This is a genomic window from Nocardioides limicola (assembly GCF_016827675.1).
Taxonomy (GTDB): Bacteria; Actinomycetota; Actinomycetes; order Propionibacteriales; family Nocardioidaceae; genus Nocardioides; species Nocardioides limicola.
The window spans coordinates 82,509-106,491 of record NZ_JAERJA010000002.1 but is presented as its reverse complement, the minus strand read 5'-3'; the positions used below and the strand labels follow the sequence as shown (position 1 = coordinate 106,491).

28 protein-coding genes are annotated in these 23,983 nt (G+C 70.3%); 22 read left to right on the top strand and 6 right to left on the bottom strand.

All coding sequences use genetic code 11. The features are described 5' to 3' along the window. Nucleotides 1-123 precede the first annotated feature (123 nt). From JKG67_RS04345 to JKG67_RS04330, 4 genes are all read left to right on the top strand, one after another. The gene (locus tag JKG67_RS04345) at nucleotides 124-1,638 is read left to right on the top strand and encodes a serine/threonine-protein kinase (RefSeq protein WP_203336055.1); all 1,515 of its coding nucleotides are present in this window, start codon (nucleotides 124-126) and stop codon (nucleotides 1,636-1,638) included. 46 nt (nucleotides 1,639-1,684) lie between these two features. After that, a complete protein-coding gene (locus JKG67_RS04340; protein ID WP_203336054.1) occupies nucleotides 1,685-3,208 on the top strand; it encodes an Ig-like domain-containing protein in 1,524 nt (507 codons plus the stop codon). Nucleotides 3,209-3,404: 196 nt separating this feature from the next. Then, the gene (locus JKG67_RS04335; protein WP_203336053.1) at nucleotides 3,405-4,172 is read left to right on the top strand and encodes an SDR family NAD(P)-dependent oxidoreductase; all 768 of its coding nucleotides are present in this window, start codon (nucleotides 3,405-3,407) and stop codon (nucleotides 4,170-4,172) included. A gap of 35 nt (nucleotides 4,173-4,207) precedes the next feature. Then, the gene (locus JKG67_RS04330) at nucleotides 4,208-5,236 is read left to right on the top strand and encodes a DUF3048 domain-containing protein (protein WP_203336052.1); all 1,029 of its coding nucleotides are present in this window, start codon (nucleotides 4,208-4,210) and stop codon (nucleotides 5,234-5,236) included. 4 nt (nucleotides 5,237-5,240) lie between these two features. Here JKG67_RS04330 and JKG67_RS04325 read toward each other — a convergent pair whose 3' ends face one another. Further along, nucleotides 5,241-5,930: a TetR/AcrR family transcriptional regulator gene (locus JKG67_RS04325; RefSeq protein WP_203336051.1), complete on the bottom strand. Its 690-nt coding sequence runs from the start codon at nucleotides 5,928-5,930 to the stop codon at nucleotides 5,241-5,243. Nucleotides 5,931-6,094: 164 nt separating this feature from the next. Here JKG67_RS04325 and JKG67_RS04320 point away from each other — a divergent pair, with 164 nt between their 5' ends. The 4 genes from JKG67_RS04320 (at nucleotide 6,095) to JKG67_RS04305 (ending at nucleotide 9,323) form a co-directional block, all read left to right on the top strand. Continuing rightward, on the top strand, nucleotides 6,095-6,625 hold the full coding sequence (locus JKG67_RS04320) for a hypothetical protein (protein ID WP_203336050.1): 531 nt from the start codon (nucleotides 6,095-6,097) through the stop codon (nucleotides 6,623-6,625). Nucleotides 6,626-6,743: 118 nt separating this feature from the next. Next, the gene (locus JKG67_RS04315) at nucleotides 6,744-7,298 is read left to right on the top strand and encodes a YqgE/AlgH family protein (protein WP_203336049.1); all 555 of its coding nucleotides are present in this window, start codon (nucleotides 6,744-6,746) and stop codon (nucleotides 7,296-7,298) included. A 10-nt stretch (nucleotides 7,299-7,308) separates the two neighbouring features. Next, nucleotides 7,309-7,566 (top strand): DUF3039 domain-containing protein, encoded by a 258-nt coding sequence (locus JKG67_RS04310; protein ID WP_372442038.1) that lies wholly within the window; start codon nucleotides 7,309-7,311, stop codon nucleotides 7,564-7,566. Beyond that, the gene (locus JKG67_RS04305; protein WP_203336047.1) at nucleotides 7,563-9,323 is read left to right on the top strand and encodes a DEAD/DEAH box helicase; all 1,761 of its coding nucleotides are present in this window, start codon (nucleotides 7,563-7,565) and stop codon (nucleotides 9,321-9,323) included. Before JKG67_RS04310 ends, JKG67_RS04305 begins: the two co-directional genes overlap by 4 nt. A 37-nt stretch (nucleotides 9,324-9,360) precedes the next feature. On the opposite strand, the gene JKG67_RS04300 is transcribed toward JKG67_RS04305, so the two are convergent. Then, complete coding sequence (locus tag JKG67_RS04300) at nucleotides 9,361-9,855, bottom strand: winged helix-turn-helix transcriptional regulator (RefSeq protein ID WP_203336046.1); 495 nt, start codon at nucleotides 9,853-9,855, stop codon at nucleotides 9,361-9,363. 54 nt (nucleotides 9,856-9,909) lie between these two features. On the opposite strand from JKG67_RS04300, the gene JKG67_RS04295 reads away from it, so the two are divergent. Then, entirely contained in the window at nucleotides 9,910-10,416 is a 507-nt protein-coding gene (locus JKG67_RS04295) for a PaaI family thioesterase (protein ID WP_203336045.1), read from the top strand. 8 nt (nucleotides 10,417-10,424) lie between these two features. Here the strand turns inward: JKG67_RS04295 and nemA are convergent, their stop codons facing one another. From nemA to JKG67_RS04280, 3 genes are all read right to left on the bottom strand, one after another. Further along, a complete protein-coding gene (nemA, locus tag JKG67_RS04290) occupies nucleotides 10,425-11,516 on the bottom strand; it encodes an N-ethylmaleimide reductase (protein ID WP_203336044.1) in 1,092 nt (363 codons plus the stop codon). Between the two features lie 63 nt (nucleotides 11,517-11,579). After that, nucleotides 11,580-12,155 carry a nicotinamidase gene (locus JKG67_RS04285; protein WP_203336043.1) on the bottom strand — a complete coding sequence of 192 codons (576 nt, stop codon included), beginning with the start codon at nucleotides 12,153-12,155 and terminating at the stop codon, nucleotides 11,580-11,582. Between the two features lie 28 nt (nucleotides 12,156-12,183). Beyond that, the gene (locus JKG67_RS04280; RefSeq protein WP_275403280.1) at nucleotides 12,184-13,455 is read right to left on the bottom strand and encodes a nicotinate phosphoribosyltransferase; all 1,272 of its coding nucleotides are present in this window, start codon (nucleotides 13,453-13,455) and stop codon (nucleotides 12,184-12,186) included. A gap of 23 nt (nucleotides 13,456-13,478) precedes the next feature. Here JKG67_RS04280 and clpS point away from each other — a divergent pair, with 23 nt between their 5' ends. Genes clpS through JKG67_RS04250 form a run of 6 tightly spaced genes read left to right on the top strand, consistent with a single transcriptional unit; the run spans nucleotide 13,479 to nucleotide 16,987 of the window. Continuing rightward, complete coding sequence (gene clpS, locus JKG67_RS04275; protein ID WP_203336041.1) at nucleotides 13,479-13,775, top strand: ATP-dependent Clp protease adapter ClpS; 297 nt, start codon at nucleotides 13,479-13,481, stop codon at nucleotides 13,773-13,775. Beyond that, nucleotides 13,772-14,353 carry a DUF2017 domain-containing protein gene (locus JKG67_RS04270; protein WP_203336040.1) on the top strand — a complete coding sequence of 194 codons (582 nt, stop codon included), beginning with the start codon at nucleotides 13,772-13,774 and terminating at the stop codon, nucleotides 14,351-14,353. The genes clpS and JKG67_RS04270 overlap by 4 nt, the downstream gene beginning before the upstream one ends. Nucleotides 14,354-14,363: 10 nt before the next feature. Beyond that, a complete protein-coding gene (locus tag JKG67_RS04265) occupies nucleotides 14,364-14,819 on the top strand; it encodes a M67 family metallopeptidase (RefSeq protein WP_203336039.1) in 456 nt (151 codons plus the stop codon). A gap of 1 nt (nucleotide 14,820) precedes the next feature. Next, the gene (locus JKG67_RS04260) at nucleotides 14,821-15,120 is read left to right on the top strand and encodes a MoaD/ThiS family protein (protein WP_203336038.1); all 300 of its coding nucleotides are present in this window, start codon (nucleotides 14,821-14,823) and stop codon (nucleotides 15,118-15,120) included. Beyond that, a complete protein-coding gene (locus tag JKG67_RS04255) occupies nucleotides 15,117-16,076 on the top strand; it encodes a PLP-dependent cysteine synthase family protein (protein WP_203336037.1) in 960 nt (319 codons plus the stop codon). The genes JKG67_RS04260 and JKG67_RS04255 overlap by 4 nt, the downstream gene beginning before the upstream one ends. Then, nucleotides 16,073-16,987 carry a DUF3152 domain-containing protein gene (locus tag JKG67_RS04250; RefSeq protein WP_203336036.1) on the top strand — a complete coding sequence of 305 codons (915 nt, stop codon included), beginning with the start codon at nucleotides 16,073-16,075 and terminating at the stop codon, nucleotides 16,985-16,987. Before JKG67_RS04255 ends, JKG67_RS04250 begins: the two co-directional genes overlap by 4 nt. A 166-nt stretch (nucleotides 16,988-17,153) precedes the next feature. Here the strand turns inward: JKG67_RS04250 and JKG67_RS04245 are convergent, their stop codons facing one another. Then, nucleotides 17,154-18,197, bottom strand: a complete 1,044-nt coding sequence (locus tag JKG67_RS04245) for an alkaline phosphatase family protein (RefSeq protein ID WP_203336035.1) — start codon at nucleotides 18,195-18,197, stop codon at nucleotides 17,154-17,156. A gap of 82 nt (nucleotides 18,198-18,279) precedes the next feature. Between JKG67_RS04245 and murI the strand changes: the two genes are divergently transcribed. The 7 genes from murI (at nucleotide 18,280) to JKG67_RS04210 (ending at nucleotide 23,908) form a co-directional block, all read left to right on the top strand. Continuing rightward, a complete protein-coding gene (gene murI / locus JKG67_RS04240) occupies nucleotides 18,280-19,092 on the top strand; it encodes a glutamate racemase (RefSeq protein ID WP_203336034.1) in 813 nt (270 codons plus the stop codon). Next, entirely contained in the window at nucleotides 19,089-19,853 is a 765-nt protein-coding gene (locus tag JKG67_RS04235; protein ID WP_203336033.1) for an MBL fold metallo-hydrolase, read from the top strand. Before murI ends, JKG67_RS04235 begins: the two co-directional genes overlap by 4 nt. Nucleotides 19,854-19,937: 84 nt before the next feature. Continuing rightward, a complete protein-coding gene (locus tag JKG67_RS04230; protein ID WP_203336032.1) occupies nucleotides 19,938-20,846 on the top strand; it encodes an ABC transporter ATP-binding protein in 909 nt (302 codons plus the stop codon). Beyond that, on the top strand, nucleotides 20,843-21,676 hold the full coding sequence (locus JKG67_RS04225) for an ABC transporter permease (protein ID WP_203336031.1): 834 nt from the start codon (nucleotides 20,843-20,845) through the stop codon (nucleotides 21,674-21,676). The genes JKG67_RS04230 and JKG67_RS04225 overlap by 4 nt, the downstream gene beginning before the upstream one ends. Before the next feature lie 87 nt (nucleotides 21,677-21,763). Continuing rightward, nucleotides 21,764-22,540, top strand: coding sequence for an SGNH/GDSL hydrolase family protein (locus tag JKG67_RS04220; protein ID WP_203336030.1), 777 nt, complete (start codon nucleotides 21,764-21,766; stop codon nucleotides 22,538-22,540). A 28-nt stretch (nucleotides 22,541-22,568) separates the two neighbouring features. Beyond that, nucleotides 22,569-23,309 (top strand): ribonuclease PH, encoded by a 741-nt coding sequence (gene rph / locus JKG67_RS04215; protein ID WP_203336029.1) that lies wholly within the window; start codon nucleotides 22,569-22,571, stop codon nucleotides 23,307-23,309. Further along, nucleotides 23,306-23,908: a non-canonical purine NTP pyrophosphatase gene (locus JKG67_RS04210; protein ID WP_203336028.1), complete on the top strand. Its 603-nt coding sequence runs from the start codon at nucleotides 23,306-23,308 to the stop codon at nucleotides 23,906-23,908. The genes rph and JKG67_RS04210 overlap by 4 nt, the downstream gene beginning before the upstream one ends. Nucleotides 23,909-23,983 lie beyond the last annotated feature (75 nt).

Below are 23,983 nucleotides of genomic sequence, written 5' to 3'. Positions count from 1 at the left end.
CGTTCTTCCCCGATTGTGCTGCGCGTGCGGCCTCGGACCGTGATGGCGATTCGGTGCCGTGACCTCTTCTGGGAGATCATCGTTCAGTTTGGTGACGGCCCCCGCTCGGGAGGAGGTGATCGCGTGGACGCGCCACGTGTGGGCGAGAGCTTCGGCGCCTATCGGATCACCCGCCTGCTCGGCCGTGGTGGCATGGGCGTGGTCTACGCCGCAGTCCAGGAGACCCTGGGTCGTGAGGTCGCCCTCAAGCTGCTGAATCCGGGCATCGCGCATGACCAGGTCTTCGTCGACCGGTTCGCCCGGGAGGCTGCCGCTCTCGCGCGGTTGGACTCCACCCACGTCATCCACGTCTACGACCATGGCCAGGTCGATGGACAGTTCTTCATCGCCACCCAGCTCATCGACGGTGGTGACCTCGGGGCTGCGCTGCGCCAGTACGGGCCGATGCCGCCCACCTGGGCGCTGCAACTTGCCGCGCAACTGGCCGCCGGGCTGGCCGATGCGCACGAGGTCGGCCTGGTGCACCGAGACATCAAGCCCGCCAACGTGCTGCTGCGGATCCGGGGCGACGAGATCACCGGCTACCTCTCCGACTTCGGCATCGCCCGCTTCGGCGACGAGTACGTCACCATGACCGGCTCCACCCTGGGCACGCCCGCCTACATGGCCCCCGAGCTGCACGACGGCGCCGAGGCCACGCCGGCCAGCGACCTCTACTCATTGGGTTGCCTGCTCTGGGCGACGCTGACCGGGCGTCCCCCGTTCCAGGGCAGCAGCGAGTACAAGGTCGTCCATGCACACATGACCGAGCCGGTGCCGCCGTTCCCCGGCGACCCCGGGCTGGCTCAGCACCTGGACCCGCTCTTCGCCACCTTGCTGGCCAAGGACCCGACGCAGCGGCCGGGATCGGCGCGGGAGGTGCGCCGGCAACTGCTCGCTCTGCTGCCGCTGGCCGACGGAGTGGTCGCACCGGCGGCGCGGAAGCCCGCCGGGGTCCTGCCGCCGGACACCACCGGTCACCGCGCCAGGATCGCCGTGGTCGCGGCGTCGGTCGCCCTGGTGCTGGCGGTCACCGGCGTCGCGTCGGCGGCTCTGTGGCGGGGCCTGCCGGAACGCTCTCCCGACCCGGACACCTCAGCGTCGACGCCGATCGCACCCACCCCGACCCCCGCGCCCACCCCCGCGCAGTACCAGACCGTCCCGGGTGCCGTGGTGGTGCCGGAGCCGCGGGTGCGAGTCGCGTCATCGGAGCCGCACATCGTCGTCGTACGGGTGATGTACCTCTCGGATCTCCCTGCGGAAGCAGTGGTCACCCTCACCCCGGCGTCCGGGCCGCCGTCGACGCGCGCGCTGACCTTCAGCGAACCCTCCGGCCGGATCCGGTTGACCGACGTGCCGGGCGGGGTCGCCTCCTGGGAGGTCCGGATCGGCGGTCTTGAGCCGTTCGTGGGCACGGTGACGGTCCCGGCGGCCCCCACGGCACCGCCGGCCACACCGGGTACGACGAGCCCGTCGCCGAGCCCACCCAAGAGCCCAAGCCCGACCAAGGCCCCGACCCATAGCCCGCCCAAGAGTCCGCCCCCCTGCTGCAGTGGCGGTCCCGATGACGGCAGTGGACCGATCGGCCCCACGGGCTGACGAACAGAACTGGTACGAATCACTAACCCAACAGGGGGAAGAACAGATGAGGAAACACCTCGCCGCGCTGGTGGTGGCGCTGATGGTCACCGCCGGACTGAGCGTCATGACGAGCGCACCTGCGACCGCCAACACGCCCTACCGGGGTTTCGCGATCCCCGGCGACGGCTCGGCCGTCGGTGCCTGGATCGGGGCCCGCAGGATCGGCAAAGGCAAGGCCGTGTACCGGTACCAGGTGAAGAAGGCCAACGTCACCAGCAAGTACCGCAAGGCGCGGACCGTCACGCCCGCCAACCGGCGTCAGGAGCGGATCGCCTACATCGCCAGCCGCTGGGGCAATCACATCAAGGCGGACAACCTGGACTCGCGGGTCCAGGCCGCAGCGGTCGACGCGGCCATCCTTCACCTGCGGTACGGCAAGAAGTGGCGAATCACCAGGTCCAAGGGGGCGCGCCGCATCAACCGCACTCCGTACCCGAAGACCGTCCGCGACTGGGCCAAGCACATGCTGAACCAGTCCGCCAGGTACGCCGGCCCCTACGCGGCGACGCTCAGCAGTCCCCAGGTGACCCACGGGAACCAAGCAGTCGTCAGCTACACACTCAAGTCTCGGGTCACCGGAGAGCCCATCCCCGGTGTCACGGTGATCTTCAGTTACAACGGCTTGGTCAAGCGGGAGCGCACCAACAGCAACGGCATCGCTCGCGCGACCTTCGACGCCGCCCCGGGCGCGCACCCCGTCACTGCCAAGGCTCGAGCGCTTCCGAACTGGATGTTGCGGGTTCGCAAGGCGAAGGTGAAGCGTGCCTCCCATGTCTACGTCGCCGGGGTTCGGCGTACCCACACGGTCGCGGGGACCATCACGGGAGTAGGTGGACAGACGGTCCGGGTCACCAACTCGGCCTCGCTCCGGATGACCGGCCAGCAGCTGGGCGGGAGCTACGAGATCACCGGGGGCGAGGGCACCAGAGACGTGGAGCGTCGGCTGCGTGGCCCGTTCACGTCGTCTCCGTCCTGTGCCGCGACCAGCACCTATTGGGGTCCGTCGGTCACCTCCGCCACCGGGTCGCACGTGACCCACTCCCTGCCGAGTCACACGGCGCCGAATCGTTCCGGCTTCTACCAGTGGTACGTGCGTGCCGACGGCGGCACCGGCTTCGGCGCCCGTGCGGCGTGCGGCGGGCTGGTCCGGGTCCGCAAGCAGTCCGCGGTCGCCCAGGAGCGGACCACGAACGCGACGGTCGGTCTCGGGGAGGACATCAAGATCAAGGTCACCCTCAGCGGGTTCGACCGTTCGGAGCCCAGGGACGTCAGGCTCCGGATGTACGGCCCGTTCTCGAACAGAGACAACGTCAAGTGCACGGAGGACAAGCGGCTTCGCACCATCACGCTGACCTCGTTCTCCGGTCCCTCGAACGGGTCGGCCGGGTCTCGCACGGTCACCACGAGGATCAAGAGCGCGGCAAACACCGGCTACTACGTCTTCCAGACCACGAACCCGACCCTGTCCTCCGGCTTCATCCAGGGCGGCACGACCGGCTGCGGTCAGCGGGTCCGGGTCACGTCGTAGCCGCGCACCGACCGGCCGGGGCCCTGGGCGGCCAGGGTCCCGGCCGGTCCAACCTGCCGCGACCGATGCCGTGACCCGCTGAGGTCCCCCAGGGGTCTGGCGTACCCCGGTGAGTCCGGCGTACCCCGATGAGTAGAGTGACTGCGCCGGTGGGAGACCGGCCAGGTGAACTTCACGTAGCGAATGGGAGTCAGGCATGGGACGGTACGACGGACGCGTGGTGGCGGTCACCGGAGCGGCGCGAGGCATCGGTTTCGGGTGCGCCCAGCGGTTCGCCGCGGAGGGTGCCTCGGTGGCGATCCTCGACCTCGACGAGGCCGCTGCGGCTGAGGCCGCCGCCAAGATCGAGCTCGTGGACGGAGCCCAGGCGGTCGGCATCGGCTGCAACGTCGGGGTCGCCGACTCCGCCACCGCCGCCGTCGAGCGGGTGGTGGCCGAGCTCGGCGGGATCCATGTGCTGATGAACAACGCCGGCGTCACCCGCGACAACCTGCTCTTCAAGATGACCGAGGAGGACTGGGACCTGGTGATGGGTGTGCACCTCAAGGGTGCCTTCCTGATGACCAAGGCCGCTCAGGTCCACTTCGTCGCCCAGAAGTACGGCAAGGTCTGCAACGTCTCCTCGATCTCTGCGCTCGGCAACCGGGGGCAGGCGAACTACAGCGCCGCCAAGATGGGTATCCAGGGCTTCACCCGGACGCTGGGCATCGAGCTCGGCCCGTTCGGGATCAACGTCAACGCGATCGCGCCCGGCTTCATCGCCACCGAGATGACCGACGCCACCGCGCGACGGCTGGGTGTGGACGTCGACGAGTTCCGGAAGATGAACGCCGACGCCAACCCGGTCAAGCGCGTCGGCTTCCCCGAGGACATCGCCGCGGCCGCCGCCTTCCTGTGCAGCGACGAGGCCTCCTACATCACCGGCCAGACGCTGTACGTCGACGGCGGCATCACCCTCGGCTGACCGATCCACCCCTGACGCACCCTCGAGGAGCTCTCGTGCGCCGTACCCGTTCCGTCCGTCTGCTTGCCGTGCTGCTCACGGCCGGTCTGGTCCTCGCCGCCTGCTCCGGTGACGAGGAGCCGCAGGCCGAGCCGACCCCCACCGAAGAGGTGACCCCCGAGCCCGAGCCGGAGCCGGAGTTCTGGCCGCTCACCGGGCTGGAGGTCACCGACGGTGACCCGGCGGCTCACCCGCCGTTGATCGTCAAGATCGACAACACCGCGGCGGCGGCTCCGCAGGTCGGCCTCTCCGGGGCGGACATCGTGGTGGAGCAGATGGTCGAGGGCGGGCTCACCCGGCTCGCGGTGATGTTCCACAGTGAACTGCCGACCGAGGTCGGTCCGGTGCGGTCGCTGCGCGCCACCGACATCGGCATCGCCAAGCCCGTCGGTGGCATCCTGGTCGCCAGCGGTGGGGCGCACGAGACTCTGGACCGGCTGCGCCGGGCGCAGGTCCCGTTGATCGAGGAGGGGGCCAACGGCATCACCCGATCCTCGAGCCGACGGGCCACCTACAACGTGCTCGCGGATCTGGCCGTGATCGCCGACGACGTGGTGGCCGGCAGCGGCACCAGGTTGCCCTACGACGGCGGACGTCCCGACGACTACCTGCCCTGGGGTGAGGCGGCCGACCTGCCCGAGGGCGAGGTCGCCACGCAGCTGCAGGTGCGCTACCCGAGCCAGAACACCCGCTGGGAGTTCACCGACGACGGCTACGTGAACACCAACTCGCACGCCGCCGAGGGTGACCGGTTCGTCGCCGACACGGTGCTGGTGGTCCGGGTGGAGGTCATCGATGCTGGCTACACCGACGCCGCGGGCAACCGGGTGCCGGAGCTGCGTTTCGAGGGCACCGGCGAGGCCCAGCTCTTCCACGACGGTCAGATGGTGAAGGGGAGGTGGTCCAAGGAGACCGTCGCCTCTGCGCTGACGTTGAGGTCCGGTGGGGCCGACCTCGTGGTGCCGGCTGGTCGCACCTGGATCCACCTGCTGCCGGTCAACAACGCGAGCGTCCTACACGAGTAGTCGGTCAGTCCTCGGTCCGCGGGAGTCCGTCGAGCTCCACGCCAGCGTCCACCAGCGCCCGGAGGCCGGCCAGGATGAAGCCGATCGCTGTCTCCACCCGTGCCCCCGCGGCCACCGGGTCGGCGCTGGTGGCGACCGACTCGCCGGCTGCTCCCATCGCGCCGAAGAAGATCCGGGTGAAGGTCTCGGTCATCTCCTTGTCCAGCTCCCAGTGGCCAGCCTCGAGCACCGACTGGACGATGTCGAGGACGTTCGCGAAGGTGGACCGCTCCTCCTGCTCCCGATACCGCTCATAGCCCAGCACCGCGGGTCCGTCCTGGATGACCACCCGGCGGTACTCGGGCCGGCGCACGACCTCCATGAACGCACGCAGGCCCTGGATCGACTTCTGCCAGGGGTCCCGCTCGCCCCGGATGGCCTTGGTGATGTGTCGGGACGCGGCATCCTCGACCCGCTCGAAGACCGCCTCGAAGAGCGCCTGCTTGCCGGAGAAGTGGTGATAGAGGGCGCCCTTGGTGACGTCTGCCCCGGAGACGATCGCGTCCAAGGAGGTGCCCGAGTAGCCGTGCTCGGTGAAGAGCTGCTCCGCCACTTCGACGAGTGCCCGCTTGGTGGAGGCGGAGAACTGGGCTCGGCGGTTGGTGCCCGGGACCTGCGGAACCTTGGGCAGCAGCGACTTCGCGGACTTGGTCATGGCAGAGCAGTCTATGCATGCGTGACGGGCGTCACGTGGCCCGGATCACGCTCATCCGTCACGTGCTGATCATCACGCCCGCAGTTCCTTGGAGAGTCGCCGGTCTTCCCCATACCTTGAGTACGTACCGCCGGTATGGCGATACCTGATCAAAGGAGCGGACCATGACCTGGACGACCTTTCACCGTCGTGGAGATGTGCTTGATCGCGTGATCATCGCGGCCGACTCGCGTCTCGACGGCGTACTGCCGATGGACGTCGAGGGCGTTGCGGAGACCTTCCGTGGCGAGCTCGACCTGCTGGGCGCCCTCCAGTTGCGCCTCTACACCCGACTCTCCGGCCGGATCGAACGCGAGCTGGTGCTGCAGCCGATGGACCTCGAGGGTGCCGTCGTGCATGCCTGGAAGGAAGTCGCCAAGGAACTGCCCGGCATCCGGGCGATCCTCGACCACTACTGCTCGTTGAAGGGCGACCCGCTGGCCGAGGCGATGGCGACCGCCGTGGAGGCGGAGCACCACATGCTGGCCCTGACCGCCGGCCGGGTGAGCCGCACCGACGACCTCGCAGCCCGCATCGGTGCCCGGATCGCGGACCGGGCCCGCCAGGAGTTGGCCACCGAGCCTGCCGCCGCGCCGGTGGCCGAGGAGGACCACACGATCCTCGGCCGGCTCCGGAAGGTGCTGCACGCCGCCTGAGGCGGCCCACGACAGGACTGCCCCCGGGTGACACCTCACGGACCCTCCCATCCGTAGCCTCCCGGGTGTCACCTGGGGACAGTCCGCCCTCGACCACCGTTGCGGAACAATGGGCCACATGAGTGAGGTGCATGCCGGGATGCTTCTGGTCGCCGCCCCCGACCTGGGCGACCCGAACTTCGCGCGCACCGTCGTGCTGCTCCTCGACGTCAATGCCGAGGGTGCGCTGGGGGTGGTCCTCAATCGCCCGTCGGACACTCCGGTGGCCGCGGTCCTCAACGACTGGTCCCTGCTGGTCGATTCCCCGGCCGTGCTCTTCGTCGGCGGCCCCGTCGGCACGGACGGTGCGCTGGCGGTGGCGACCACCCGACCCGGTGTCGAGCCGGTCGGGTTCCGGCCGCTGGTGGACGGTGTCGGCAGCGTCGACCTGGACACGCCGGTCGAGCTCGTCGATGGCTCGCTGGCCTCGCTGCGGATCTTCGCCGGGTACGCCGGCTGGGGCGCCGGGCAGTTGCAGGACGAACTCGCTCGCGACGACTGGTACGTCGTACCCGCGCTGCCGGGGGATCTGACCCGAGCCGACACCGAGACCATGTGGAGCGACGTGCTGCGCCGCCAGCCCGGCGACCTGGCCTGGCACGCCACCCGACCGGCCGACCCGGAACTCAACTAGGATGGATGATGTGACCACCGGCTTCACGAACCTCGACGTGATCGAGGACAAGCGCACCGTCCCGACCGACTCCGGCGACCACGAGCGCTTCTCGCACTACGTCTCGAAGGACAAACTCACCGAGGCGATGGTGATGGGCACTCCGGTGGTGGCGCTCTGTGGGAAGGTCTGGGTGCCGAGCCGGGCGCCGGAGAAGTTCCCGGTCTGCCCCGAGTGCAAGGAGATCTGGGAGTCCCTGGGCGACAGCCCGGGTGAGGGAGACGAGTGACCCTTCCACCAGCGTGGCCCGACCGGGCCGCGTGGGGCACCGCGCCCTCGTTGCGGGCCTGGCAGGCCGAAGCGCTGCGCAGGTACCTGGACGAGTCCCCACGTGACTTCCTGACCGTCGCCACCCCCGGGGCCGGCAAGACCACGTTCGCGCTCCGGGTGGCCAGCGAACTGATGGACCGTCGGATCGTCGACCGGATCGTGATCGTGGCGCCGACCGACCACCTCAAGGTGCAGTGGGCCGAGGCCGCCTCCCGGGTGGGCATCGGCATCGATCCGACATTCGCCGTGGGGCAGGGCAAGACCTCGGCCGACTTCGTCGGAGTCGCGGTCACCTATGCCGGTGTCGCCGTCAATCCGCTGGCGATGCGGATCCGCACCGAACGGTTCCGGACCCTGGTGATCCTCGACGAGATCCACCACGCCGGTGACGCGATGAGCTGGGGCGAGGCGGTGCAGGAGGCATTCGGGCCGGCGGCGCGACGGTTGTCGCTCACCGGCACGCCGTTCCGCTCCGACGCTAACCCGATCCCCTTCGTGCGCTACGAACCCGACCCGCAGACGCCCGGGGTGCAGCGCTCGGCTGCCGACTATGTCTACGGCTACGCCGATGCGCTCGCCGACCAGGTGGTCCGGCCGGTGCTGTTCATGGCCTACTCCGGGGACCTGCAGTGGCGGACTCGGGCCGGGGACGAGATCAGCGCCCGGCTGGGTGAGCCGATGACCAAGGATCAGGTGGCGCACGCGCTGCGGACCGCCCTGGACCCGAAGGGCTCGTGGATGCCGGCGGTGCTCAGCGCCGCCGACAAGCGGCTCACCGAGGTGCGGCGGCATGTCCCCGACGCGGCCGGTCTGGTCATCGCCACCGATCAGGACTCGGCCCGGTCCTACGCCGGTCTGCTGAAGCAGATCACCGGCGAGTCGGCCACCATCGTCCTCTCCGACGAGAAGGCCGCCTCGAAGCGGATCGCCGACTTCACCGGCTCCGACAAGCGCTGGATGGTGGCGGTGCGGATGGTCTCCGAGGGCGTCGACGTGCCCCGGCTGGCGGTCGGCGTCTACGCCACCACCACCTCCACCCCGCTCTTCTTCGCCCAGGCCGTCGGTCGCTTCGTGCGAGCGCGCAAGCGCGGCGAGACGGCGTCGGTCTTCCTGCCGTCGGTGCCCGGGCTGCTCACCCACGCCGCCGAACTCGAGGCGCTGCGCGACCACGTGCTGGGTCGCCCGATCAACGACGAGGACGACCTGATGGCGGCCGAGGAGGAGCTGATCCGCCAGGCCAACCGGGAGGAGGGTGCCTCGGACACCCTCGACGGGGCCTTCGAGGCGCTGGACTCGACGGCACGCTTCGACCGGGTGCTCTACGACGGCGGCGAGTTCGGCCATGCCGGCGAGGTGCATGTCGGGTCGGAGGAGGAGATGGACTTCCTCGGGATCCCCGGCCTGCTCGAACCGGACCAGGTGCGCACCCTGCTGCGCAGTCGCCAGGACTCCCGGAAGGCGGTCCAGGAGGCCAGTCCGCGCCGGGAGCCGGACACCGTGGAGCAGGTCTCCACCCACGAGCAGTTGGCGATCCTGCGTCGCGAACTCAACGGACTGGTCGCGTCCTGGCACCATCGCACCGGGCAGGCGCACGGGGTGACGCACGCGGCGCTGCGCCGCGAATGTGGCGGACCGGCCGCGGCCGTGGCCACCGCCGAGGAGTTGAGGGAGCGGATCGACGCGATCCGGAACTGGTCGGCCCGCCGCTCGGGTTGACCAGTGCTCGGGTTGACCGGGCTCGGGTTGACGGGGCTCAGCCAGTGGCGGCGTCGAGGTTGCGGCGCGCGCCGGGGCCGGGGCGGGGGAGCACGTCTCGCGGGTCGTCGAGGGTGTGCCCGTGGTCGCACTCCATCCGGGCATGCACGACCGCGCCACAGTCGCGGTGACCGAACTCGATCGGCGGTCCCTCGGGGTCGGCCAGGTAGCGATTGCCCCAGTCGGCGATGGCGACCAGGACCGGGTAGAGGTCGAGCCCCTTGGCGGTCAGTCGGTACTCGAAGCGTTGCCGCTGGCCCGGCTCCTGGTAGGGGACCCGGCGCAGGATGTCGTGCTCGACCAGCAGTCGCAGCCGGTCGGTGAGCACCTGGCGCGGGATCGCGGTCCGCACCCGCATGTCGTCGAAGCGGCGTACGCCGTTGAAGACTTCGCGGGCGACCACCAGGGTCCACCGTTCGCCGAGGATGGCCATCGTCCGACCGATGGTGCAGTTGTCCACCCGATAGGCCAGTGCGGCGGGGGGTTGTGACATACCTCAAGGCTAGGACCAATTGACAGACTCAGCAAGGAGGCGCATCCTGAGTTCATGACCCAGACCCAGGATTTCCCGACCGCCTCCCGTACCCATTCGTGGACGCCGCCCGGAGCCGCGGACCTGACGCCGCTGGCCGGGCTCGACGGGCTGGGACAGTTGCAGGCGATGGTCAGCGGCGACTTCCCGCCGCCACCGGTCTTCACGCTGCTCGGGATGACCCGGCTCGACGTCGAGCGGGGGGCGGTGGCCGTGGAGATGCCCGCAGCCGAGTACCACTACAACCCCCTCGGCGGCGTCCACGGCGGCGTCATCTCGACCCTGCTCGACACCGCCGCCGGCTGCTCGGTGCACTCCACCCTGGCCGACGACGAGCTCTACACCTCACTGGACCTGACGGTGAAGTTCCTGCGGCCGGTCACGGTCGACTCCGGCATGCTGCGCTGCGAGGGACGGGTGATCCAGCGTGGCCGCCGCACCGCGTTGGCCGAAGCACAGCTCTTCGACGCCGACCGCCGACTGCTCGCACACGCCACCTCGAGCTGCCTGATCCTGCGCTGAGCTCTCGGTCAGCGGTACGCCGCGTAGTCGGTGTAGCCGCGCTCGTCGCCGCCGTAGAACGTGCTCGCGTCCGGGTCCGTCAGCGCGGCACCGGTCCGCAGCCGCTGAGCCAGATCCGGGTTGGCGATGTAGGCGCGGCCGAAGGCCGCGGCATCGATCAGTCCGGACTCGATCAGGGTCCGTGCCTTCTGTGCGTCGTAGTTGCCGGCGCCGACGATGATGCCGGGGAACGCGGCCCGGAGATGCTTGCGGTACTCCTCCTCCAGCGCCGGGCCGCCGGCCCAATCGGGCTCGGACAGATGCAGGAACGCGATGCCCCGCTCGGCGAAGGCCGCCGCCACGTGCAGTCCGGCCTGCACGCCCTCGGGGTCGTCGACGCCGTTGAAGCTCCCCACGGGCGAGATCCGGACACCCACATGGGCGGCATCCCATTCGTCGATCACCGCATCCAGGACCTCGAGCAGCAGCCGAGCCCGGTTGGCCAGCGGGCCGCCGTACTCGTCCTCGCGGTGGTTGCTGTCGGCGGCCAGGAACTGGTGCAACAGGTAGCCGTGCGCGGCATGGATCTCGACCAGATCGAAGCCCGCGTCCCGGGCGTGCCGGGTCGCCCGGCGGTAGTCCTCGACCACGGCGGCGATGCCGTCCGCGTCCAGGGCACGCGGGGTCGGGCAGTTGACGCGCACCGGCCGGCCCTCGGCGTCCTTGACGGTGGTCCGGCTCCGGAACGGCAGTGCCGAAGCCGACACCGGCGGTTCGCCGCCGTGGAACGACTCGTGCGACACCCGGCCCACGTGCCACAGCTGCGCGGCGATCAGCCCCCCGGCCTCGTGAACGGCGTCGGTGACCGTCCGCCAACCGGCCACCTGCTCGGCGGAGTGGATCCCCGGGGTGTCCATGTAGCCCTTGCCCTGCCTGGAGACCTGGGTGCCCTCGGAGACGATCAGGGCGGCGCCAGCGCGCTGCCGGTAGTAGTCGGCCATCATCGCGTTGGGCACATCGCCGGGGTCGTCGGCCCGCATCCGGGTCAGCGGCGCCATCAGCACCCGGTGCGGGAGCTGGGCCGCGCCGATGGTCAGCGGGCGGAACAGGGGATCGGACATGCGGGACTCCTCCGAGGTCGAACGACATCCGGTGAACCACACCCGGGCCGCTCGGATTCCCGCTCAGCCGATCAGCACCCCGGCCGCCCGCATCTCGGCCAGAGCCACCTCGGTGGTCTCCGGGGACACCCCGGCGCACAGGGGCAGCATCACGATGGTGGCGAACCCCTCCCGGGCGGCGTCGATCGCGGTGGCCCGGACGCAGTGGTCGGTGGCGATCCCGCACACCTCCACCTGAGTCACCCCACGGGAGCGCAGCCAGTCGGCCAGTGACGTGCCGTCGCTGCTCCGCCCCTCGAACCCGGAGTAGGCGGCCGCCCGCTCGCCCTTGCGGAAGATCGCCTCGAACGGTTGCGGATCCAGGTTCGGGTGGAACGCCGCGCCGTCGGTGCCGGCCCGACAGTGCACCGGCCACGAGTCCACGAAGTCGGGCTCCTCGGACCAGTGCTCGCCAGGGTCGACGTGGTGGTCCTGGGTGGCGACCACGTGATCCCAGTGGGGTGCGTCCCCGACCCCGGCCGCGCGGGCGCGCAACAACTCCGCGATGTCGTGGGCGACCCGGGCACCACCGGCGACTGGCAGTGATCCGCCCTCGCAGAAATCGTTCTGGACGTCGACGACGATCAGTGCGGTGGTCACTCTTGCGAGCGTAACGCGGGCCTGTTGCTCAGACCATGAGCGTGGGAATCGCCGGGTCGCCCGCCGCGATCAGTCGCCCTTCGGCAGGCAGTTCGGCGACCGCCGCCCGATGGCGCGCCCGTGCATCCACCAGCGCCTCGGTGCCCACCGGCTCCCCGTCGCGGACCAGGTCGACCAGCAGTGGCCGGCCCTCGCCCGGTGCCGGGCCAACGACCTCGGCCACCGCGACCCCGTCAGTGAGGCGACGGGTGGCCTCCTTGCGACCACCACGGGACTCCTTGCCGACACTGCGCTTGGCGACCGGAGCGAGGGTGCCGTGGGCGTCCTCGCGGGCGACCAGCTTGTAGACCAGCGCCGCGGTGGGGTGCCCGGAGCCGGTCACCAGGTGGGTGCCCACCCCGTAGGCGTCCAGGGGCGCCTCGGCAAGAGCCTCGATCCGGTGTTCGTCGAGGTCGCTGGTGGCCACGATCCGGGTGTGCGGGGCGCCCGCCTCGTCGAGTTGGTCGCGGACCCGGCGGGCGACCTCGGCCAGGTCGCCGGAGTCGATCCGCACCGCCCCGAGATCGGGGCCCGCCGCGGCCAGCGCGGCCCGGACACCCGCCTCCACCTCGTAGGTGTCGACCAGCAGGGTGGTGTCGACACCCAGCGCGGTGACCTGGGCCGCGAAAGCCTCCGCCTCGGTGTCGTGCAGCAGGGTGAACGCATGGGCGGCGGTGCCCGTCGTCGGGACGCCGTACCGGTGCCGGGCGGCGAGGTTCGAGGTGGCGGTGAAGCCGGCCAGGTAGGCGGCCCGGGCGGCTGCCACCGCGGCCTCCTCATGGGTACGCCGTGACCCCATCTCCACGCACGGCCGACTGCCCGCGGCGGTCACCATCCGCGAGGCTGCCGCGGCGACCGCACAGTCGTGGTTGTAGATCGACAGCAGCAGCGTCTCCAGAACCACGGCCTCGGCGAAACTGGCCTCGACCACCAGCAGCGGTGAGTGCGCGAACCACAGGTCCCCCTCGGCGTACCCACGGATCGAGCCGGTGAACCGGAAGTCGGCCAACCAGGCCAACGTGTCGTCGTCGACGACCGACCCCAGCGCCGCCAACTCGCTCTCGGAGAACCGGAACGCGGGCAGGGCCTCCAGCATCCGGCCGACCCCCGCGACCACGCCGTACCGACGCCCCGCCGGCAGCGACCTGCTGAACAGTTCGAAGACGCAGCGACGTCCCGCGGTCCCGGCTCGGCGGGCTGCGGCGACCATCGTGAGCTCATAGTGGTCAGTGAGCAGGGCGGTGCTGTGCACGCTATGCAGGGTAGAGGTTTTATCGTGGGGTCATGTCCGCGACTTCTCCGGCCGAGGTGGACCCGACTCTGGCCCCCGACGAGATCACCTTCCTCGCCAAACCCTGGGTGACGATCGTCTGGAACGACCCGGTGAACCTGATGTCGTACGTGACCTACGTGTTCCGCACGTACTTCGGGTACCCCAAGGAGAAGGCGGAGAAGCTGATGCTCGAAGTGCACGAGCAGGGCCGCTCGGTGGTCTCCACCGGCACCCGCGAGGACATGGAGCGCGACGTGCAGGCGATGCACGAGTACGGACTGTGGGCGACCATGGAGAAGGCCTCGTGAGCGGATTCGCCCGGCATCTGGCGTCAGGGGCGGTGATCGCACACTTCAACGGGCTCGAGGCGGACCTGCTGCGCTCACTGGCCAGCCAGCTGGTCGAGCTGCTGCACAACGAACAGGCCGTCGAGGACGTGTCCCCGGACCCGCTGCGGGCGATGCTCGACTTCACCGGCCCGGTCAGCGAACCCGACGACCCGGTGCTGGCCCGGCTGTTCCCGAACGCCTACCGGGACGACGAGGAGGCGGCCGCAGACTTCCGTCGCTACACCGAGGGCGGGCTCCGTGACGGCAAGGCCCGGGCCGCGAGCACGGTCATCGACTGCCTCGAAGAGGCGGGGCTGCCCGAGCAGCTGACCGAGGAGGGGCTGGTCATCGACGTCGAGCTCGACCCGGCCACGGCGGAGGTCTGGTTGCGCTCGTTCACCGACATCCGGCTCGCCCTGGCGGTGCGGCTGGGGGTGGAGGAGGACGACGAGGCGTACTGGCACTCGCTGCCCGACGACGATCCGCGCGTCCAGGCCCACGACATCTACGACTGGATGGGCTACCTGCAGGAAACCCTGGTGACAGCGCTCGCGTAGGCTTGCCCGCGTGCTGACCATCGACTCCGCGACCCGTGACGCGATCATCGCGCACGCCAAGCGGGACCACCCCAACGAGGCGTGCGGCATCGTCGCGGGCCCGGAGGGGAGCGACCGGCCCGAGCGGCTGGTCGAGATGCTCAACGCGGCGGGGTCGCCCACGTTCTACGAGTTCGACTCGGGCGAGTTGCTCACCCTCTACAAGGAGATGTGGGCCAAGGACGAGGAGCCGGTGGTGATCTACCACTCGCACACCGCCACCGAGGCCTACCCGAGCCGCACCGACATCGGCCTCGCTTCGGAGCCGGGAGCACACTACGTGTTGGTCAGCACCCGTGAGCACGGGAATAACGACGGGCCTGTGGAGTTCAGGTCTTATCGAATCGTCGACGGCGTGGTGACCGAGGAAGAGGTCCACGTCGTGCCCTCGCTCGACGATCCGAACAGTCCTGAGGAGGATGCCTGAGATGGCCATCGACGTCCGGATCCCCACGATCCTGCGCCCCTACACCGGAGGTGAGAAGGCGGTCGCCGGCGAGGGTTCCACCCTGGCCACGCTGATCGACGACCTCGAGGCGCGTCACCCCGGCATCCGGGAGCGACTGGTCGACGACGCCGACGGTGGGGCCGACCTACGCCGGTTCGTGAACATCTACGTCAACGACGAGGATGTGCGCTTCCTCGGTGGACTCGACGCCGAGCTCAGCGACGGTGACCAGATCGTGGTGCTGCCTGCGGTCGCCGGTGGGGGTCTCGACCACCAGTGAGGTACGACAACCTGCTCGCCTCTCTCGGCAACACCCCGCTGGTGGGGCTGCCGAGGCTCGCCGAGACGGTCGCCGCCGACGGGTCGGTGCGGATCTGGGCGAAGCTCGAGGACCGCAACCCGACCGGGTCGATCAAGGACCGGCCGGCACTGCGGATGATCGAGCAGGCCGAGGCCGACGGACTGTTGACCCCGGGATGCACGATCCTGGAGCCGACGTCGGGGAACACCGGCATCTCGCTGGCGATGGCCGCCAAGCTCAAGGGCTACCGGATCGTCTGCGTGATGCCCGAGAACACCTCGGAGGAGCGCCGGCAACTGCTGCGGATGTGGGGCGCCGAGATCGTCTCCTCGCCGGCCGCGGGCGGGTCGAACGAAGCGGTCAGGGTGGCCAAGAAGATCGCCGCGGAGCACCCGGACTGGGTGATGCTCTACCAGTACGGCAACCCGGCGAACGCGCTGGCGCACTACGAGGGCACCGGCCCGGAACTGCTCGCCGACCTGCCGGAGATCACCCACTTCGTGGCCGGCCTCGGCACCACCGGCACCCTGATGGGGGTCTCGAAGTACTTCCGCGAGCACAAGCCCGAGGTCCGCATCGTCGCCGCCGAGCCACGCTACGGCGAGCTCGTCTACGGGTTGCGCAACCTCGACGAGGGGTTCATCCCCGAGTTGTACGACGAGACGGCGATCGACTCGCGGTTCTCGGTCGGCCCCCGGGACGCGGTGCGCCGGGTCCGGGAACTGCTGGAACTCGAAGGGATCTTCGCCGGCATCTCCACCGGCGCGATCCTGCATGCCGCGCTCGGGCAGGCCGCCAAGGCCGCCCGCAAGGGTGAGACGGCCGACATCGCCTTCGTGGTCGCCGACGGCGGCTGGAAGTACCTCTCCACCGGTGCCTACGAGGGCACCCTGGATGAGGCAGAGGACCGACTGGACGGTCAGCTCTGGGCATGAATTTCGGGACTCGGCTCGTGACCGTCGTCGCCACCTTCGCGGTGGTGGCGGGGTTGAGCCAGCCTGTGGCAGCGGGGTCGCGGTACCTCGACGAACTGCCCGACCTGGACGGCGTGGCGGGCTCGGCCAGGACCGAGACCGAGGACCGGCCGGTGCTGGAGAACCGGGTCCTGCCCAGGGTCGAGGGGACCGTGCGGTTCCGGCACACGGTGCGCGCCTACCGTGGCCGCTGGGCGGGTGGCCGGGGAGCCAGCTACCGCTTCCAGTGGCTCCGTAACGGGCGCCCGATCCGTGGCGCCACCCAGAAGCGCTACACGATCTCGCACCTCGACGTCGGCCAGCGGATCCGGGTCCGGGTGACCGCCCGTCGTACCGGTTGGGTGAACAACCGGGCCTCCTCGAAGCCGCGCCGTGCCCTGCACCGGATCGGCGTCAACCGGGTGGTCCGCTACGAGGTCCGGACCAGGGGACACGTCACCGCCGACCTCGGGACGTTCCGCCGGCAGGCGCACCAGACGCTGCTGGATGCCCGGGGTTGGCGCAACGCGGGAGTGGAGTTCCGCCGGGTCGCGTCCGGTGGCCAGTTCACCCTGTGGCTGAGTCAGGCGTCGCAGGTGCCCACGTTCTCCTCGGCCTGCAGCAGCTATTACAGCTGCCGGGTCGGCCGGAACGTGATCATCAACGAGGACCGCTGGAAGTGGGCAACCCCGTCCTGGCGGTCAGCCGGGGGACAGATCCGCGGCTACCGGCACATGGTGGTCAACCACGAGGTCGGCCACTTCCTCGGACACGGTCACCGCGGCTGCCCGGGTGCCGGTCGGCTCGCTCCGGTGATGATGCAGCAGTCGAAGGCGCTCAACGGCTGCCGCCACAACCCGTGGCCCCTCCCCTCCGAGCTCTGGCACCGCTGAGCCTGTCTCGGTGGTCGAGTGCCGCCGAGCCGTCGTGGTCGAGTGCCGCCTCCCTTCGGTGGTCGAGTGCCGCCTCCCTTCGGTGGTCGGCCGTCTCCTTCGGTGGTCGAGTGCCGCCGAGCTTGCGAGGCGGTGTATCGAGGCCACCCTGCCGAGCGGTGCGACCTCAGCGGCGGGTGACGCGCAGGTCACGGCCCAGTTCGCTGCCGCTCACCGGGGCCAGCCCCAACAGGCTGGCCGCCACATTGGCGGCCGCGCCGTTGCGCACCGGTGCCGGCCTGGCGGCGTACGACGGACGGGTCCGGCCGGGGTTGGCGTAGCCCTGGTTCATCCGATAGAGGTTCCGTCCCGCCGGCACCTCCGGACCCCAGACCAGGAACGGGACCCGATAGTTGGCCACCTTGGTCGGGTCTCGGTGGCTCACCCCGACCGCGCCGTGGTCGGAGGTGACGATCAGCGCGGTGCGCCCGCCCAGCGACGAGTTCTCGACCCGGGCCAGCAGTCGGCCGAGGTGCCGATCGGTGAGCTCCACCGACCTCAGGTAGGAGCGGCTGCGGAAGCCGTCGCGGTGGCCGGTCACATCGGGCAACGCCAGATGGACCAGGCTCAGCGTGTGGGTGCGCCCCGCCGACACGTCCCGGGTGAACCGTCGGATCACCGCGCGCTGCCGCTCTCGTAGGACGTAGCGGTCCAGTTTGCTGCCGCCCGCCCCATGTCGGCGCCAGGTGCGCCGGAACAGGGCGAACTTGTCCTTGTTGGCGTAGACGGCCGTGGTGCCGCCGGCGTCGACGACCACGTCCAGGATGCTGGTCACGTAGCCGCCGGCCATCGCATGCACGGTTCGGCCATCGTCGTGGTTGATCCAGACGCCGTGCCCGCCGCCGCCCTCGGCCACCCGGCGACCGGTCAGCAGTGACGTGTGGTTGGGCATGGTCGAGGTCGACTCGACGGCAGTGCGCGCGTTCAACGTGGACGCGCCCTCATCGATCAGCCGGTGCAGCGTCGGGGCTCGTTCCGGCCCCAGCGCCCGGATCGCGGGGGAGCGGAGCCCGTCGATGGAGACGAGCACGACCTGCGTGGCGGGTCCCGGGGTCCGCGCCGACAGGAGTGGTTCGGGGGAGGGTTCCGCGGCGACCGTCAGCGAGGTCGCGGGCCAGACCAGGACGGCCGCGCCCACCGTGAATGTGGCCAGCCACCGACGGAGCTCCATGGACACCCAGCGTAGGACACGCCCGCGGGCGTGACCGTTGTCGCACCCCACGGGGGCGCCGCAACCCTTACGCTGGGTGGCCATGGTCCGTTCACAGGCCGATGCCCCCATCGGTATCTTCGACTCCGGCTTCGGTGGCCTCACCGTGGCCCGTTCGGTGATCGACCAACTCCCGCACGAGTCGATCGTCTACGTCGGCGACACCGCCCGTTCGCCGTACGGTCCCAAACCCATCGGCGAGGTCCGCGAGTACGCCCTCGAATGCCTGGACCATTTGGTCGAGCAGGGGGTCAAGGCGCTGGTGATCGCCTGCAACTCGGCGAGTGCGGCGATGCTGCGCGACGCCCGGGAGCGGTACGACGTACCCGTGATCGAGGTGATCCTGCCGGCCACCCGGCGGGCGGTCGCCTCCAGCAGGACCGGTCGCATCGGTGTGATCTGCACCCGGGCCACCGCCGAGTCGCTCGCCTACGACGACGCCTTCGCCGCCGCGCCGCACGTGGACCTGCACACCCAGGCCTGCCCCCGCTTCGTCGACTTCGTCGAGCAGGGGGTGACCGGTGGGGACCAGCTGATCAAGGTGGCTCACGAGTACCTCGACCCGCTCACCTCCGCTGGTGTCGACACGCTGATCCTCGGATGCACCCACTACCCGCTGCTCACCGGCGTCATCTCCTATGTGATGGGCGACCAGGTGACGCTGGTCAGTTCGGCCGAGGAGTGTGCCAAGGACGTCTACCGGATGCTCGCCGACGCCGACCTGATGCGTGACGGCGGCGTGCCGACGTACCGGTTCCTGACCACCGGCGCACCCGAGGAGTTCGAGGGCATCGGCCGGCGCTTCCTGGGCCCCGAGCTCGGCGACGCCCACCAGTTCGTCGGGGGGATGGCATGACGTTCCGGATGACGGTGATCGGCTGCTCGGGTTCCTACCCCGGCCCCGAGTCCCCGGCCAGCAGCTACCTCCTCGAGTGCGCCCATGAGGGTCGCACCTGGCGGATCCTGATGGACCTGGGCAGCGGTGCGCTCGGGGTGCTGCACCGGTACGCCGACCCCTTGCAGATCGACGCGGTCTTTCTCTCCCACCTGCATGCCGACCACTGTCTGGACCTGTGCGGCTACTACGTGCTCCGGCGCTACCACCCCACCGGTCACGCGGGCCGGATCCCGGTCTGGGGTCCGCACGGCACCGCCGACCGGATGGCCAGGGCCTACGACCTGCCGCTGGATCCGGGCATGCACGAGGAGTTCGACTTCCGGATCCACGACGGCCTCCCGGTCCAGGTCGGGCCGTTCAGCGTCGTCACCACGCCGGTCGTGCACCCGGTCGAGGCCTACGCACTGCGGGTGACCGCCGAGGGTCGCACGCTGACCTTCTCCGGTGACACCGGGCCGTGCCGTGGACTGGACGAGGCCGCCGCGGGGGCCGATCTGCTGCTCGCCGAGGCCGCCTTCATGGAGGGCAAGGACAACCCGCCCGACCTGCACCTGACCGGCCGCGAGGCCGGCGAGGCCGCCACCAAGGCCGGTGTGGGGCGACTGGTGCTCACCCACGTGCCCGCCTGGCACGACCCCAAGGTGGCTCTGGAGGAGGCCGCCGACGTGTACGACGGCCCGATCGACCTGGCCCACACCGGCGCCGTCTACAAGATCTGACGTCGATCACCGGTTCACCCGTAAGGTGGTCCGGGGCGCCACATCAGCGGGGGTGCTCACCGGTCGCCAAGGAGGAAACGACCCGTGATCGAAGTGAACAGTCTGACCAAGCGCTACGGTGCCTTCACCGCCGTCGACGACATCTCGTTCAGTTGTCAGCCCGGCCGGGTCACCGGCTTCCTGGGGCCGAACGGCGCCGGCAAGACCACCACCATGAAGGTGCTGGTGGGCCTGGCCCCAGCGACGAGCGGGGAGGCGTTGATCGGGGGACACCGGTACGCCGACATCCCCAACCCGGGCCGACACGTGGGGGTGCTTCTGGACGCCTCGGCGCAGCACGCCGGCCGCACCGGCCGCGAGGTGCTCACCCTGGCCGCGATGGAGATGGGCCTGCCGCGGACCCGGGTCGACGAGATGCTGGCCCTGGTCAGCCTCACCCCGGCCGAGGCCAAGCGTCGGATCCGCAACTACTCCCTCGGCATGCGGCAGCGACTCGGCATCGCGCACGCGCTGCTCGGTGATCCGTCCGTGCTGATCCTCGACGAGCCCGCCAACGGTCTCGACCCGGCCGGCATCCGATGGATGCGCTCGCTGCTCAAGGAGTACGCCGACCGCGGCGGCAGCGTGCTGCTGTCGAGCCACCTGCTCAACGAGGTCGAGTTGATCGCCGACGAACTGATCCTGATCGGCCACGGCCGGGTGGTCGCCCAAGGCGACAAGCAGACGCTGCTGGAGGGCACTCACCACGACGTGACCCTGGTGACGTCACTGGACAACACCGCCCTGGCGGCGGCGGCGGAGGAGCACGGCTTCTCCGTGGAGGCCGCCGGACAGGGGTTGCGGATCGGTGCGGCGACGGTCGAGGTCGGCAGGCTCGCCGCCGACAAGCAGATCGTGCTCACCGACCTGCGCTCCGGGGCCTCCGGGCTCGAGGACCTCTTCCTGGAGCTCACCTCCAGCACCCAACGCGACGACCTCGGAGGCGTGGCATGACCACCGAACAGATCGACCGTCCACTGACCCTGGACCTCAGCGGCACTCCGCGCACCCCGTTCCTGCGGCTGGTGCGGGTGGAGTGGCGCAAGATGCTGGACACCCGGGCCGGCTTCTGGTTGCTCGCCATCACCGGACTGATGCTGCTGCTCACCATCTCGTTGACCCTGCTGGTGGTCACCCTGACCGACAGCACGGTCACGGCGTCGGGGCTCTCGGAGATCCTGATGCTCCCGGTGTCGGTGCTGATCCCGGTCTTCGCGGTGCTCACCGTCACCAACGAGTGGGGGCAGCGGACCCACATGGTCACCTTCGCCCTGGAGCCGCGTCGACTCCGGGTGATCGCCGCCAAACTGAGCGCCGTCTCCGGGCTGGCGGTGCTGACCATCGTGGTCGCCATCGTGCTGGGCGCGCTCGGCAACCTGATGTACGGGGTGCTCACCGGCAACGAGGTGGTGTGGGACCTGGAGGCATCGACACTGGCCTGGGCCGTGACCGTGCAGATCCTGTTCTTCCTGATGGGCTTCGGCCTGGCGACGCTGCTGTTGAACACACCCGGAGCGATCGCGCTCTTCTATCTCTTCGGATTCATCCTGCCGTTCATGGTCTACGCCCCGCTGCTCGCCTTCTTCGACTGGGCCCGTGCCGTGTTGCCGTGGGTGGACATGAACCTGGCCGGCGCCCCGCTGATGGCCGGCGTTGACCTGACCGGCAGGATCGTGGAGGTCGGGCTGATCGACTACGCACGCTTCGGCTCGGCGGTGCTGATCTGGGTGGTGATCCCGGTGACGCTGGGCAGCCTCCGGGTGCTGCGCGCCGAACCGCGCTGAGTCACACCCGGAAGGCGTTCACCAGGAGTTGCCCGACCCGTCACCTCGACGGTGCGGGGGCGTACTCGGCCCGGTCACGCTGCTGCCATGTACCTGCGGTTCGCAGCCCTGGGAGACAGCACCACCTTCGGCATCGGTGACCCCCTCGGCGACGGGTGGCGGGGCTGGGCGCGGATCCTGGCCGCCGCGATGGGACGCGCACACGACGTGTCCTTCTGCAACGTCGCGGTCTCCGGGGCCACCGCGCGAGCAGTGCGCACCGACCAACTCCGGGTCGCGCTCGGCCATCAACCCACGCTGGCTTCGCTGATCGTCGGCGTCAACGACACGATGCGGTCCACCTGGGACCCGGTCGCGGTCCGCGACGACCTGATGAGCTGTGCCGAGGCGCTGCACGGGCACGGTGCGCTGTTGCTCACCGTGCGGTTCCACGACCACGGGGAGGTCTTCGGGTTGCCGGGATTCCTGCGGCGCCCGCTGATGGCCCGGATCGAGGCGGTGAACCGGGCCTACGACGAGGTGTACGCCCACTTCGGCGGGATCCGCGTCGACCTGGCCGACTGTCCCGAGGTCCGCGCCCGGGAGTTCTGGTCGGTGGACCGACTGCATCCCTCCGAACTGGGTCACCGGGCCCTGGCAGCGGCCTTCGCCGACCGGCTGGCGACCGAGGGGATCGCCTTCCCCCGGCCCTCCCAACTGCCGACCGGGCCACCGCCCACCTGGCGTTCCGACCTGTCCTGGATGGTCACCGAGGGGGTGCCGTGGTTCGGGCGGCGGGCCCGCGACCTGGGGCCATGGGCGGCTCGGCTGGCGGTGGCCAGGGCTCGGCGTACTCCGTCCGTGATGGAGCCGGCTGCCCGGTGAGCGCGGATTCTGGCTAGGGTCACACCTCATGACCTCACGAGCCGACGGCCGCGCCGACGACGAACTCCGCCCGATCAAGATCACCCGAGGCTGGCTCGACCATGCCGCGGGCTCCGTCCTCGTCGAGTTCGGCGGCACCCGGGTGCTCTGCGCCGCCTCGGCCACCGAGAGCGTGCCGCGCTGGCGCAAGGGCTCCGGGCTGGGCTGGGTGACGGCGGAGTACGCGATGCTGCCGGCCGCCACCAACACCCGATCGGACCGGGAGTCGGTCAAGGGCAGGATCGGTGGCCGGACCCACGAGATCTCGCGGCTGATCGGCCGGTCGCTGCGCGCGGTGGTGGACTACCGGGCTCTGGGTGAGAACACGATCGTCTTGGACTGTGACGTGCTGCAGGCCGACGGGGGCACCCGGACGGCGGCGATCACCGGGGCCTACGTGGCGCTCGCGGATGCCATCGCGCACCTGCAGGGCAAGGGTGCGCTGGCCGAGGGGGCGAGGCCGCTGAACGGCTCGGTGGCCGCGGTCAGTGTCGGCATCGTCGACGGCCTGCCCCGGCTGGATCTGCCCTACGTCGAGGACGTGCGCGCCGAGACCGACATGAACGTGGTGATGACCGGCGACGGCAAGTTCGTCGAGGTGCAGGGCACCGCCGAGGGCGTCGCCTTCGACCGGTCGGAGCTGGACGCGCTGCTGGCGCTGGCCGAGAAGGGCTGCGCCGACCTGACCAGGCTCCAGCACGAGGCGCTCGCCCAGGAGCTGCCTCGGTGACCCGGCTGCTGCTGGCCTCCGGCAACGCCAAGAAGCTCGGCGAGCTGCGCCGGATCCTCGCCGAGCAGCTGCCGGGCGTCGAGGTGGTCGGCCTGACGGACGTGCCGGCGTACGACGAACCGGTCGAGGACCAGCCGACCTTCGAGGGCAACGCCCTGCTCAAGGCTCGCGCCGGCTATGCCCGGACGGGGCTGCCGTGCGTCGCCGACGACTCCGGGCTCTGCGTCGAGGCGCTGAACCAGATGCCCGGGGTGCTCTCCGCGAGGTGGGCCGGCAAACCCCGTGACGACGACCGCAACAACCTGCTGCTCCTCGACCAGCTCAGCGATGTCCCCCACGAGCGCCGGGGCGCCCACTTCGCCTGCGCGTTGGCGTTCGTCCACGACGGCGGCGAGACGGTGGTGCTCGGCACCATGCCGGGCCGGATCATCCACGAGCAGCGCGGTGTCGGCGGCTTCGGCTACGACGTGGTCTTCGCCGCCGATGCCCACCCGGACGTCACCACCGCCGAGCTGACCAGCGACCAGAAGGACGCCATCTCCCATCGCGGTGCCGCGTTGCGGGAGCTGGTGCCGCACCTGGTCGCCACCCTCACCTAATTCCACCTCACCCCCCCCGCCGAGTTGGGCCCCATCCGCGCCGAGTTGGGCCCTATCCGCGTCGAGTTGGGCCCT